General features: G+C 66.6%; 13 protein-coding genes. 2 read left to right on the top strand and 11 right to left on the bottom strand.

What is annotated here, in order from left to right; translation table 11 throughout:
• Positions 1-27: 27 nt before the first annotated feature.
• Together MRBLWH12_RS04395 and MRBLWH12_RS04390 are read right to left on the bottom strand one after the other, a co-directional pair.
• Complete coding sequence (locus MRBLWH12_RS04395) at positions 28-960, bottom strand: tetratricopeptide repeat protein (RefSeq protein ID WP_363546502.1); 933 nt, start codon at positions 958-960, stop codon at positions 28-30.
• On the bottom strand, positions 957-2,903 hold the full coding sequence (locus MRBLWH12_RS04390) for a glycosyl transferase (protein WP_363546499.1): 1,947 nt from the start codon (positions 2,901-2,903) through the stop codon (positions 957-959). The genes MRBLWH12_RS04395 and MRBLWH12_RS04390 overlap by 4 nt, the downstream gene beginning before the upstream one ends.
• A 180-nt stretch (positions 2,904-3,083) precedes the next feature.
• Between MRBLWH12_RS04390 and MRBLWH12_RS04385 the strand changes: the two genes are divergently transcribed.
• A complete protein-coding gene (locus MRBLWH12_RS04385; RefSeq protein WP_363546497.1) occupies positions 3,084-4,139 on the top strand; it encodes an AI-2E family transporter in 1,056 nt (351 codons plus the stop codon).
• A 15-nt stretch (positions 4,140-4,154) separates the two neighbouring features.
• Here the strand turns inward: MRBLWH12_RS04385 and MRBLWH12_RS04380 are convergent, their stop codons facing one another.
• The 9 genes from MRBLWH12_RS04380 to rpsB all read right to left on the bottom strand — a co-directional run bounded on the left by MRBLWH12_RS04380 (position 4,155) and on the right by rpsB (position 10,745).
• A complete protein-coding gene (locus MRBLWH12_RS04380) occupies positions 4,155-4,874 on the bottom strand; it encodes an alpha/beta hydrolase (protein ID WP_363546494.1) in 720 nt (239 codons plus the stop codon).
• Between the two features lie 2 nt (positions 4,875-4,876).
• Complete coding sequence (locus MRBLWH12_RS04375; protein ID WP_341974941.1) at positions 4,877-5,164, bottom strand: hypothetical protein; 288 nt, start codon at positions 5,162-5,164, stop codon at positions 4,877-4,879.
• 9 nt (positions 5,165-5,173) lie between these two features.
• Positions 5,174-5,845 carry a transglycosylase SLT domain-containing protein gene (locus MRBLWH12_RS04370; RefSeq protein WP_363546490.1) on the bottom strand — a complete coding sequence of 224 codons (672 nt, stop codon included), beginning with the start codon at positions 5,843-5,845 and terminating at the stop codon, positions 5,174-5,176.
• A 48-nt stretch (positions 5,846-5,893) separates the two neighbouring features.
• Positions 5,894-6,481 carry a DivIVA domain-containing protein gene (locus MRBLWH12_RS04365; RefSeq protein ID WP_341974943.1) on the bottom strand — a complete coding sequence of 196 codons (588 nt, stop codon included), beginning with the start codon at positions 6,479-6,481 and terminating at the stop codon, positions 5,894-5,896.
• A complete protein-coding gene (locus MRBLWH12_RS04360; RefSeq protein ID WP_363546487.1) occupies positions 6,478-7,521 on the bottom strand; it encodes a phosphatidate cytidylyltransferase in 1,044 nt (347 codons plus the stop codon). Before MRBLWH12_RS04360 ends, MRBLWH12_RS04365 begins: the two co-directional genes overlap by 4 nt.
• Positions 7,522-7,526: 5 nt before the next feature.
• On the bottom strand, positions 7,527-8,081 hold the full coding sequence (gene frr, locus MRBLWH12_RS04355; RefSeq protein WP_341974945.1) for a ribosome recycling factor: 555 nt from the start codon (positions 8,079-8,081) through the stop codon (positions 7,527-7,529).
• A gap of 68 nt (positions 8,082-8,149) precedes the next feature.
• A complete protein-coding gene (pyrH, locus tag MRBLWH12_RS04350) occupies positions 8,150-8,866 on the bottom strand; it encodes a UMP kinase (protein ID WP_341974946.1) in 717 nt (238 codons plus the stop codon).
• A gap of 90 nt (positions 8,867-8,956) precedes the next feature.
• Positions 8,957-9,784, bottom strand: coding sequence for a translation elongation factor Ts (gene tsf / locus MRBLWH12_RS04345; protein WP_363546482.1), 828 nt, complete (start codon positions 9,782-9,784; stop codon positions 8,957-8,959).
• Between the two features lie 49 nt (positions 9,785-9,833).
• Positions 9,834-10,745 (bottom strand): 30S ribosomal protein S2, encoded by a 912-nt coding sequence (gene rpsB, locus MRBLWH12_RS04340; RefSeq protein WP_363546480.1) that lies wholly within the window; start codon positions 10,743-10,745, stop codon positions 9,834-9,836.
• A gap of 296 nt (positions 10,746-11,041) precedes the next feature.
• Between rpsB and MRBLWH12_RS04335 the strand changes: the two genes are divergently transcribed.
• Complete coding sequence (locus MRBLWH12_RS04335; protein WP_363546477.1) at positions 11,042-11,566, top strand: murein hydrolase activator EnvC family protein; 525 nt, start codon at positions 11,042-11,044, stop codon at positions 11,564-11,566.
• The last annotated feature ends 7 nt before the right edge of the window (positions 11,567-11,573 follow it).

Raw genomic sequence — 11,573 nt, 5'->3', positions numbered from 1 at the left:
GCATCGCCGAGTCCACCGGAAAGCAGGTCAGAACAGGAGCGAGGTCAGTCGGTTGCGCGCGCTGATGACGCGGGGATCGGATGCTCCGATCAACCCGAACAGCTCCACGAGTCGTTCACGCACCGGAGTGCGCTCGTCCGCGGGAAGTGTCTGGAACAGGTCGAGAAGACGACCGAACGCGTCCTCGACGTGCCCACCGGCGAGATCGAGGTCGGCAACGGCGAACTGCGCCGACACATCGCGGGGCGCGGCGGCCGCCGCAGCCCGCGCCTCCTGAAGATCGAGGCCCTGCACACGGTCGAGCAGTCGCACCTGGCCGAGGCCGGCGATCGCCTCCTCGTCCCTGGGGTTCTCCGCAAGCGCCTTCTGGTACGCGACGATCGCCGCCGCGTAGTCCCCGGACTCGATCGCGGCGAATGCCTCGGCGTGCAGTGGCGGCAGCGCGGGCTCTTCCGGCTCTTCCGCCTGAACTGCTGCACCGTCGCCGATCGGAAGGGTGCCGGTCACGCCGTTCTGCGCTGCCAGCTGCAGGAGCTGGGTGAAGACCTCGCGAACCTGCGCCTCCGGCACCGCGCCCGTGAACATCGGCACCGGCTGGCCGGCGATCAGTGCGACCACCATCGGGATGGACTGCGCCCGGAAACCCTGCGCCAACTGCGGATTGGCGTCGACGTCGACCTTTGCCAGCAGCACGCGGCCTTCGAGCTCCCTGGTCACCTTCTCGATGATCGGGCTCAGCTGCTTGCAGGGACCACACCACTCGGCCCAGAGATCGACGACCACCGGGACCGTACGGGAGAGTTCGAGGATCTGCCCGAACGACTCGTCGGTGGCATCGACGACGACATCGACGATGCCTGGCACGGCCGAGGGGGCGGCGGCTGCCGGTTGCGTGGACCGGCCTCGCAGCGACGAGAGGTCGACGGCGCCACGAAGCGCGGCGGGAGAGATTTCGCTCACTTGATCACCTGCACACTGAGAAGGTCCTGGCGGGCGGCGAGAAGACGGATCTGCTCCGTCGAACTCTGTGCCGGCACCGCGAAGAACAGCTGGAATTCGTATGTCGTCTCGACGCCCTTGGCGGACTCGTTCGCTCCGGTCAGCGCCTTCGCCTGGGCGTTGTCGCCGAACCGGATGACCGCGTCGCCCGAGGTGGGCGTCACCGTCTCCTTGTCGATAAGGGAGATCGCGACGATCGCCCCGCTGTCGAGAGTGGTCATCGATACCGGTGCCGAGTCGGACGGCACGATGTCGAATGCGGTCTGCGACGTATCGGCGGCGCCGTTATCGGCCAAGGTCTGCACCACAGCCTGACGACTGTCGCGGATCGACGTCGCGAGGTTCAGCGAGAGCTCATCGAAAAGTCCGTAGGACGCGCTCTGCTCCCCCGTGTCGACGACGTCGGCGAACGCCGCCGCGAGTTCACCAGGAGCCATGCTGAGGAAGGCGGAATCGGTCGGCACGATCGAGGTGCCCAGCCACGGTGCGGCGAGGTCAGGAACCTTCGAGGAGGCCTGCATCTCGGCGATGTTCGTCACCTTGTAGTTTGACCACGGATCCTGCTGGGTCATGGTCAGGATCGCCGGCGGTACCGTTTCATCCGCGGTGCTCTTCGACAGCAGGAGTACAGTGCGCGGCCAGCGATCCGTGGCTTCCGGGAGCACGACCTCGATGTCTTCCGTCGGAATCGCGGCCGGCACCGGCGTCTCCGGGATCGCCGTGCGCAGCGCGTACTCGGTGCCCCGTGCGGCCAGTGCTGCCCCGTCGAGGCGGGTCTTCGCGAGCTCGAGGTCGAGAGCGGTGTCCGCTTCGACCAGCGTGCTCGAGATCTGCTGCAAAATGCGCGCTGCCTGAGCCTCGGTCACCGCAGGTGGCTTCTGGTTCTCGGGCGCGATGACAGTGGGCGTCGGAGATGGCGTCGGGGAGCCGGCACCGAATTGCGGCCAGGAGTCTGCCGAGCAGCCGGCGGCAAGGAGCGCCGTGAGACCGAGCGCAGGGAGCGCCAGCATCCGACGACGGCGTGTCGAGCGGGTCGCGCTCATGGACTTCCGCGCCTCCGGTTCCTTGCCGTCTTGCACGGGCTCGTTCGCGTCGCTCTGCTTCGGTGCATCAGCCGGAGCCTCGATGGCCTCACGCTCCGCGGGTGGAAGGGCTGCGAGTTCGATCGGCTCCGTGGCGGGCATGGGTCCAGGGCCCTTGCGGCGCGGACCACGACCACGACGCTGGTGGCGGATGCCGAGCACGTACATCACGAGCCCCGCAAGGAGCGCAGCGGCACCGGCGGCCATCAGCGGGCCGGCCCACGGAGTAGAGGTGTCGAGCGGCCAGGACACGACGACGCTGTCCGGAGCATCCTGGGTGCCGTCATGGGCGATGAGAACGCTCATGCCGTCCGGGAGCTGCATGTTGTCCGCGATCAGAGCGTCCTTCTCCGTGAACGAGTCGAGCCACAGATCGGAGCCAGCGGGATTTCGCCCTGCGGACTCGTCCGCGGGGGTCTCGCCCTCGGCGGGTGCCTCCTCTGCGGGTGCCTCCTCTGCCGGAGTCTCCTCGCCGTCGGCGGGCTCTTCGGCGGCGGTGGTCGCGGCGACGGCCTTCACCGTCGGACGGCCCGCGTCGTTGAGGCTCACCTGGTTGTAGTCGGAATCGGCGAGCCATGCCTTGAGGTCCGCGGTGCGTCCGTAGGCGGCGAAGATGTCTCCCTCACCGCGGATCAACAGCGTCTGTGCGCCGGGACGGGCACGGAGCACGTCGCCGTCCATGAGCACGAACGGAGCGGGCTCATCGATCTTCACCTGCATCTGCTGCGACGACGGACCCATGAATATGGTGCGCTGGGCGATTCCGGCACCGATCAGCACCGTGGCCAGCACGAAGGCCACGACGGCCCATACGAAACGCACGAAAAGTCTCCTCACGCGAGTCGGACGTCCGTCCGAGTCGCAACACTCGACATTTCAGACTAGCGAAAGCACCTGAGTGTTGCCCACGAGGGCGGCACCTCCCTTCTGCGCGGCACGTCGCGCGAGCGCTGACCCCGGCGGTGGATAGCCTGAATGCATCCGAGATTCCGAGGAGCACAGATGAAGATCCACAACCCCTTCCGCACCGCCCTGGTGGCGACGCTCGGTGTGGGCCTGGGCATCATGCTCATCGGAAGCGTCCAGTCGCTGTCGACGGTGCTGCTCTATGTCGGCACTGCGCTCTTCCTCAGCCTCGGACTCGACCCGGTGGTCGCGTTCCTCGAGCGACGCAAGCTCCCGCGCTGGCTCGCGGTGCTCATCACGATCCTCGCGGTGCTCGGCGTCTTCGCCGGCATCGTCCTGATGGTGCTGCCGCTGCTGATCGATCAGATCAGCCAACTCGTGCGTCGAATCACCGTCTTCCTGCAGAGCACCGCCCTCGAGGACGTGAAGGACTGGATCGTCGGTGTTTTCCCCGGACTCCAACCGTCGTTCATCGACGACATGTTCACGAAAGCGACCGATTGGCTGCTCGACAACTGGGGCTCGATCACGGAAAGCGTCATCGTCGTCGGCACCTCGATCGTCACAGGTCTGTTCGGCGCATTCATCGTGCTGATCCTGACGATCTATCTCACCGCGTCCACACCCTCGCTCAAGCGCGCCGTGTACCAGCTGGCTCCCGCGTCCAAGCGCGAGCGGTTCATCGACATCGCCGACCAGATCACCGACTCCGTCGGGTACTACGTCATGGGTCAGGTGAGCCAGGGCGTCATCAACGGCATCCTGAGCGCGATCTTTCTCACGATCATCGATGCGCCCTTCCCCGCTGTCCTCGCCGTCATCGCGTTCTTCTTCTCGCTGATTCCGCTGGTCGGCACATTGACCGGGTCCACGATCATCGTGCTGATCTGCCTGATCCCCGGTCTCGGCTCCCCCGCGACCGCCATCGCGGCGGGCATCTACTACCTCATCTACATGCAGATCGAGGCATATTTCATCTCCCCGCGCATCATGAGCCGGGCCGTCGCCGTGCCCGGCGCGGTCGTCGTCGTCGCGGCCCTCGCCGGCGGAAGCCTTCTCGGGCTCCTCGGTGCGCTGATCGCGATCCCGGTGGCGGCCAGCATCCTGATCATCTACCGTCAGGTCATCATCCCGCGGATGAACGAGCTCTGACTCGGAGAAGGGCGATCAGCCGCCCACCGGTGGCCACTGCGTCGGCAGCGGGAGTGCAGCGGGGTTGACCGCGGCGACGATCTCGGTGAGGACGCGTCGAGTCTGGCTCTCCCCCACCCAGAGGTGTTTGCCGCCCTCGACCGCGATCAGGGTCGCATGCGGAATCGAAGCGAATCGTTGGTGAGCCTCGTCGGGGCGCAGGTAGTCGTCGAACTCGGGGATCAGCACGATGACGGGCGTCGTCGTTCCCGCCCAGGCCGCCACCTCGTCCGCGGTGGCGCGATGCAGCGGCGGCGACAGCAGGATGATCCCCGCGATGTCGTGCGAACGGCCGTACTTCAGCGCGAGCTCGGTGCCGAACGACCATCCCAGCAGCCACGGACGCGGAAGTCCACGCTCACGGGCGAACTCCACGGCGGCCGCCACGTCGAACTGTTCGGCCGCGCCGCCATCGAAGGCGCCGTCACTGGTGCCGCGCGGCGAGGTGGTGCCGCGGGTGTTGAACCGCAGCACGGCAAGATCCGCCAGCGCGGGCAGCCGCGCGGCCGCCTTGCGGAGGATGTGCGAGTCCATGAAACCGCCCGCGGTCGGCAGAGGATGCAACGTCACCAGCGTCGCGACCGGTTCATGCGCAACGGGCAGAGCCAGCTCGCCGACCAGGGTGAGGTCGTCGGCGGTCTGCAACTCGATGTCCTCGCGCCGAGCGGGCAGCTCGAGCGGGCCCCTGATCTCCATGCTCACGCCATCCTCCAGCAGTGTGTGTGCCAGTGTCTCCTGGCAGCGAGGTCTGCGGCATCACCGAGCACGCCGTCGGCGCGCCAGGCGACCAGGTGCGCGGTTCCGGCCGCGATCTCACGGCCGCAGCCGGGACAGACGTACTCCTTCTGCGACTGCACGGCGGAGATCGGCTGAACCGTCCATTCGGTACCGCGGCGCACCTCGGTGCGCTTCCAGCCGGCGAGGAGACGCTCGAAGGAGTCCTCGGTCTCAGGGCGCGCTGAACGCGGTCGGCGGGAGCGGGGCATGACGCCGGCTCACCACCAGTGGTTACGCGTCCAGAAGTCGTACGCGCCAGCCCAGCTGCCGTAACGACCCGTCGCGTACCCGTTCGCCCAGCGCAGATTGTCCACGGGGTCGAAGCAGTTTCCGGGAACCTTGCTGCACGGCAACGCCTGCACGAGGCCGCTGGCTCCCGAAGAGGTGTTCACCGCGTTCGGGTTCCAGCCGCTCTCCTTGGAGACGATGTAGTTGACATAACCCTGGTCACCCTCGGCGATGCCCGCCGCTGCCATCCATTCGGCCGGCGCTCCACCGCCCGTGTAGAAGAGAGGTCCGCCGCCGCCGGTCGATGCCTCCGTGGCAGTCGGGGTCGGGGTCGGCTTGGGTGTGACGTAGACCGAGAAGGATCCTCGTTGAATTGGCGCGATCGTTGCGCCCTCAACGGTCACCGTGAGGTTCTGCGTGTCCTCGAGAGCGAGCGAGTACGCGGTCTCGTTCTCGTCAGGAGTCACGGGATCGGCCAGCGCGACACCGGTGGGCGCGACCATGGCAGCGGCAAAACCGACCACCGCCAAAGCGGCGAAGAACCCGACGACGCCTCGGCGTCGGGACCAGCGGCGCACGCCGTTTCGTGACGGCATCGAGGTCGCCGAAACACGCGCGGACGCGGCGCGGTCGGAGAGGATCATGTCGTTACGGGAGTTCACGATGGGTGCCAGTCTACGCAAATGAGCCTGAGACGGCCATGCGAATGCTCAGCGGACGGCCAGAATGACGTCGATCGAAGAGTCCAGAAGCGCGTCCACCTGCTCCTCGCGGTAGCCGCCGCGCTGCATCCGGAAGGCGGCAGAACGCAGTTGTTCGGCCGAGAGCGCCTCGCCGTCGCGCAGGTACCGCACGATGCGAGTGGTGACGTGGTCGACTTCGTCGATGCGGTAGCCGAACGTGAGTTTTCCGGTGCGGGCGAAACGGTGCCGCTCGGGCCTGGCCAGGTGATCGAGGATGATCTGCGCATCCTCCCTGGCCTGTTCCACCCACGCACCGGCGCCTTGACTGCGCACGGCGCGCTGACGGGCGCGTGCGGCGAAAGCATCCTCCACACGAGCGAGAGCGGCATCCACCTCGGCAACGACATATCCGCCCTTCACGAGCGGGAACGAGGCGATGCGCACCTCGGCCGCACCGAGATCGTCGCTGTTGTCCTCGAAGGCCGCGCGAGCGGCGGCGAGGAACGCATCCACGGCTGCGCGGTGATACCCGAGCGTGCGTCCGCTGGTCAGCGTGAACGCCGGTGGAGACTGCTCTTCCGCGTCTTCCAGATCCAGTACGGAGTCGGAGTTCATGACAGCACCACCCAGGGAGAGAGAAGGAAGTAGAGGCAGACCGCGGGGATCGTCGACGGCAGGATGCTGTCGAGTCTGTCCAGGAGACCGCCATGCCCAGGAAGCCAGGAGCTCATGTCCTTGATCCCGAGGTCGCGTTTCAGCATGGACTCGCCGAGGTCGCCGAGCGTCGCAGACAGCAGGATCGCGACCCCGAAGATGACTCCGGCCCACCACGGCAGGTCGAGGAGGAACAGCGCGAGCAGGACACCGCCGGTGATCGATGCGAGCGCTGCGCCCGCGAATCCTTCCCAGGTCTTCTTCGGGCTGATCCGCGGCGCCATCGGATGCCGCCCGAAGGCGACTCCAGCCGCATACGCGCCGGTGTCGGCCGCGACCGCGATCGCGATGAAGCTGAGTACCCACCATTGACCGCCTTCCTGCACGAGCAGGATGAGGGCCATACCGGCGAGGAATGGGACGTAGATCTGCACGAAACCGCCGATGACGGCGTCCGCGAGCACATCGCCGTACGTGCGACCGTCCTTCGCGACCATCTGCGCGATCAAGCGCCAGACGATGACGAATGCGACCGCGACGAACAACATCACCCAGCACAGCCAGGGAGCGGCGAAGTATGCCGAGAGAACGAGGAGCGCGGCCGCGATGAGCTGTGGGACCACATCGATCCGTCGACCGGACGAACGCAGAGCCCTGGAGAGTTCGTAGACCCCGAGCAGAGCAGCAGCGAGGGCGAACGGTACGAACAGCACCTTGATGAACAGCAGCGACCCGAGCAGCACGACGCCGAAGGCGAGGCCGATCAGGATCGCGAGAATCAGATCGCGACCGGTGCGTTGCTTGATGCGCTCATTCGCCTGGTCGAGATGATCACGCGCCTGCGAGACGTGCGTGCCGAACTCATCACGCGCCGCGCGCCACTGCTCGCGAATCGCATAGTGATCTGTCGGGTCGATAGGCGCGGCCGGGGTGCGGGCATCCGCGGGCAGCGGTCGCCTCACCGCCCCGCGGTCCGCTGCTTCGCCCGAGTCGTCAGACATTCCGACTACACCTCGAGGAGTTCGGCCTCTTTGCGCTTGAGAGCCTCGTCGATGAGGTCGACGTGCTGGCGCGTGAGAGCATCCAGTTCCTTCTCGCCGCGAGCGATCTCGTCTTCACCGAGTTCGCTCTTCAGCGCATCCAGCTCGTCCTTGGACTTGCGCCGGATTCCGCGGACGTGCACCTTCGCGTCTTCCGCCTTGGTCTTGACGAGCTTGACGTACTCCTTGCGTCGCTCTGCCGTGAGTTCCGGCATCGAGACGCGGATGAGGTTGCCGTCGTTGGTCGGATTGGCGCCGAGGTTCGGCATGTCCCGCACGGCCTGCTCGATCGCCTTCAGCGCCGACTTGTCGTACGGCGTGATGATGAGCGTTCGCGCTTCCTGATTCGCCAGCGCGGCGAGCTGAGCCAGCGGCGTCGGGGTTCCGTAGTAGTCGACGAGCACCTTCTGGAAGAGCTGCGGGTTGGCGCGGCCCGTGCGAACCGTGGAGAAGTCCTCCTTGGCAGCCTCGACTGCCCGTGTCATGCGAGAGGTGGTTTCAGCGAGGACGTCCGCGATCACGGTGACTCCTATCGTCGGGGTGTTCTGGAAATTCTATCGGGCGAAGTCATCTCCGCCCGCTCAGACGCTCAGGACGTGACCAGCGTGCCGATCGGTTCGCCGAGCAGCGCACGGGTGACATTGCCCGCCGGCTCCATACCGAAGACGCGCATGTCCATGTTGTTGTCCATGCACAGGCTGAAAGCGGTCGAATCGACAACGGAAAGCCCCTGCTGGAGTGCTTCGCGGTAGGTCACGCGCTCGATGCGCTCGGCATCCGCGTGCTTGTTCGGATCTGCCGTGTAGATCGCGTCGACGCCGTTCTTGGCCACGAGCACCTGCTCTGCGCCGATCTCGAGAGCGCGCTGAGCTGCGACGGTGTCGGTGGAGAAGTACGGCAGACCGGCGCCGGCGCCGAAGATCACGACGCGACCCTTCTCCATGTGCCGCTCCGCGCGCAGCGGGATGTACGGTTCGGCGACCTGAGTCATCGAGATGGCGGATTGCACCCGCGTCGGAGCCCCCGCCTGCTCCAGGAAGTCCTGCAACGCAAGGGCGTTCATCACCGTGCCGAGCATGCCCATGTAGTCCGCGCGCCCGCGATCCATTCCCCGCTGGCTGAGCTCCGCACCGCGGAAGAAGTTGCCTCCGCCGACGACGACCGCGATCTCGACCCGGTCGACAGCCGCAGCGATGTCGCGCGCGATCTGACTCACCACGTCGGGATTGACGCCCAGCTGACCTGCGCCGAAGGCCTCCCCGGAGAGCTTGAGAAGGACGCGGCGGCGTCCGGTGCGTTCGGTCATGGATGTTGTCCTCTCGTCACATTCAAGATAGTGCCCTCAGGGCATGAAGAAGGGGTTCGGATCATGCTGATCCGAACCCCTTCTCGTGTGCTACGCGCCGACCTTGAAGCGCGCGAAGTCCGTCACGGTGATACCGGCGTCCTTCGCCACCTGGGCGACAGAGAGCTTGTTGTCCTTCGCGTAGTCCTGCTCGAGCAGGGCGACCTGCTTGATGAACGCGGAGACCCGACCCTCGACGATCTTGGGCAGAGCCGCTTCCGGCTTGCCCTCGTTGCGCGAGATCTCGGTGACGATCTCACGCTCCTTCTCGACGTCGGCGACCGGGACGTCCTCGCGAGCGAGGTACGACGGGTTGGCGAACGAGATGTGCTGGGCGATGCTGCGCGCGGTCTCGGCGTCGTCACCCGAGTAGGCGACGACGACACCGATCTGCGGCGGCAGGTCCTTGCTGGTGCGGTGCAGGTAGACCTCGACGTTGTCGCCGACGATCGTGCGCACCCGGCGCAGTTCGACCTTCTCGCCGAGGATCGCTGCCTCTTCCGAGATCAGCTGCTCGACGGTCTGAGCTCCGGCGGCGGCGGCCAGTGCAGCCTCGACCGAGTCCGCCTTGACGGCGGCCACAGCGTCAGCGACCTTGTCGGCCAGCGTGATGAAGCGATCGTTCTTCGCGACGAAGTCGGTCTCGCAGGCGAGCTCGACGAGCGTCACGACGCCGTCCTGCTCACGAGCGACGACCAGGCCTTCGCTGGTGGAACGGTCAGCGCGCTTGGCGTTGCCCTTCGCACCCTTCAGGCGCAGGATCTCGGTGGCCTTCGCGACGTCTCCGTCAGCCTCCTCGAGCGCCTTCTTGGTGTCGACCATTCCCGTGCCGAGCTGCTCACGCAGCGCCTTGAGGTCAGCGATGTTGAAGTTGGCCATGTGTGGTGGCTCCTTGCTTCGTGATGTGTGTGCGAGTTTTTGGCGGGGATTACTTGGCGTCGGCGTCTGCGGCCGGAGCCTCGACGTCAGCCTCGACCTCGGCAGCGGGAGCCTCGACCTCGACGACCTCGGCCGCCTCGGCTTCGACGACCTCGGCTGCAGGAGCCTCGGCTTCGACAACCGGAGCCTCGGCAGCGGCGTCCTCAGCCGGAGTCTCGAGAAGCTCGCGCTCCCAGTCGGCCAGCGGCTCAGCGTCGCCGGTCTCCGGGTTGTGCTTCTGCTGCAGGCCCTCGGCCGCAGCGTCGGCGATGATGCGGGTCAGCAGCGAGACGGAGCGGATCGCGTCGTCGTTGCCGGGGATCGGGTACTGGAAGTCATCCGGGTCGGCGTTGGTGTCGAGGATGCCGATCACGGGGATGCCGAGCTTCTTGGCCTCGTCGATGGCGAGGTGCTCGCGCTTGGCGTCGACGACCCACAGAGCCGAAGGCGTCTTGGTCAGGTTGCGGATACCACCGAGCGACTTGTGCAGCTTGTCGAGCTCGCGCTTCTTGAGCAGGAGCTCCTTCTTGGTGAAGCCGCTGTTGGCCGGGGTCTCGTAGTCGAGCTCCTCGAGCTCCTTCATACGTGCCAGACGCTTGGAGATCGTCTGGAAGTTGGTGAGGAGGCCACCGAGCCAGCGCTGGTTCACGAAGGGCTGGCCGACGCGGGTCGCCTGCTCGGCGAGGATCTCCTGAGCCTGCTTCTTCGTGCCGACGAAGAGGATGGTGCCGCCGTGTGCGACGGTCTCCTTGACGAAGTCGTAGGCGCTGTCGATGTAGCCCAGCGACTGCTGAAGGTCGATGATGTGGATGCCGCTGCGCTCAGTGAGGATGAAGCGCTTCACCTTCGGGTTCCACCGACGGGTCTGGTGTCCGAAGTGCACGCCGCTGTCGAGCAGCTGGCGGATGGTGACCACAGCCATGGTCGTCTCCTGGTTCTGGCGCGTTCAGCGCCGTTGAGGTTGTCTGCCGATCTGCTGATCGGACTTCCTGGTACCCGGCGCACACCCGCCCGCTCATGGAGTGGGACCTGTGGGTGTGGATGCCACGACCGAAGTCGCTCTGGGCACGCGTAGTCACCCCGATATCGAGGTGCTCGTCCAGTGTACAGGATGCGGCGCGCCGAGATCCTCTGCACAGCCGTTGCAGGTACGGACCTCTCCCCCATTCGCGCACCTCACGGCATCGGCCGTGATCATCACTCCGCAGACTGTTCTGCATGTACGCTCCTCACCACCGACGGATGGCGATAGGCATCGTCTTGACGCTCCTGCTGCTGGCCGCGCCCGCAGCCGGCGCCGAGACGAAGTCCGACCCTGATGACCTCCCGACGTGGAATTGGCCGTTGGAAGCGCCGCGTGAGGTCGTCGTGCCCTATCGCGCTCCGGCTCACGACTACGGCGCCGGCCATCGCGGCGTCGATATCGCGGCGGCGCGAGGCGGGGAGGTCCGCTCGCCGGCCGACGGGGTCGTCGCCTTTCGCGGAACGGTGGTCGACCGCCCGCTTCTCACCATCGACCACGGCGGAGGTCTTGTCTCGACTTTCGAACCGTTGCTGTCGACGCTCTCTCCCGGCGATGCCGTCGCCGCGGGCGACGTGATCGGCGTGGCCGACATCGGCGGCCACGCGCGGCCGGGGAGCCTGCATCTCGGCGTCCGGCTCGACGGCGAGTACATCAACCCGATGCTGCTGTTCGGCGCGGTGCCGCGTGCCGTGCTGCTGCCGTGCTGCGCGCCGCTGTGAGACGGAT

The sequence above is a fragment of the Microbacterium sp. LWH12-1.2 genome, assembly GCF_040675825.1.
Lineage (GTDB): Bacteria > Actinomycetota > Actinomycetes > Actinomycetales > Microbacteriaceae > Microbacterium.
The sequence above is the reverse complement of the archived record's forward strand: the minus strand, read 5'-3'. Positions and strand labels throughout refer to the sequence as shown.

Coding starts and splice junctions, on each gene's coding strand:
- MRBLWH12_RS04385 (WP_363546497.1), top strand. CDS start 3,084: ATGAAGATCCACAACCCCTTCCGCACCGCCCTGGTGGCGACGCTCGGT.
- MRBLWH12_RS04380 (WP_363546494.1), bottom strand. CDS start 4,874: ATGGAGATCAGGGGCCCGCTCGAGCTGCCCGCTCGGCGCGAGGACATC.
- MRBLWH12_RS04375 (WP_341974941.1), bottom strand. CDS start 5,164: ATGCCCCGCTCCCGCCGACCGCGTTCAGCGCGCCCTGAGACCGAGGAC.
- MRBLWH12_RS04365 (WP_341974943.1), bottom strand. CDS start 6,481: ATGAACTCCGACTCCGTACTGGATCTGGAAGACGCGGAAGAGCAGTCT.
- MRBLWH12_RS04360 (WP_363546487.1), bottom strand. CDS start 7,521: ATGTCTGACGACTCGGGCGAAGCAGCGGACCGCGGGGCGGTGAGGCGA.
- pyrH (WP_341974946.1), bottom strand. CDS start 8,866: ATGACCGAACGCACCGGACGCCGCCGCGTCCTTCTCAAGCTCTCCGGG.
- tsf (WP_363546482.1), bottom strand. CDS start 9,784: ATGGCCAACTTCAACATCGCTGACCTCAAGGCGCTGCGTGAGCAGCTC.
- rpsB (WP_363546480.1), bottom strand. CDS start 10,745: ATGGCTGTGGTCACCATCCGCCAGCTGCTCGACAGCGGCGTGCACTTC.
- MRBLWH12_RS04335 (WP_363546477.1), top strand. CDS start 11,042: ATGTACGCTCCTCACCACCGACGGATGGCGATAGGCATCGTCTTGACG.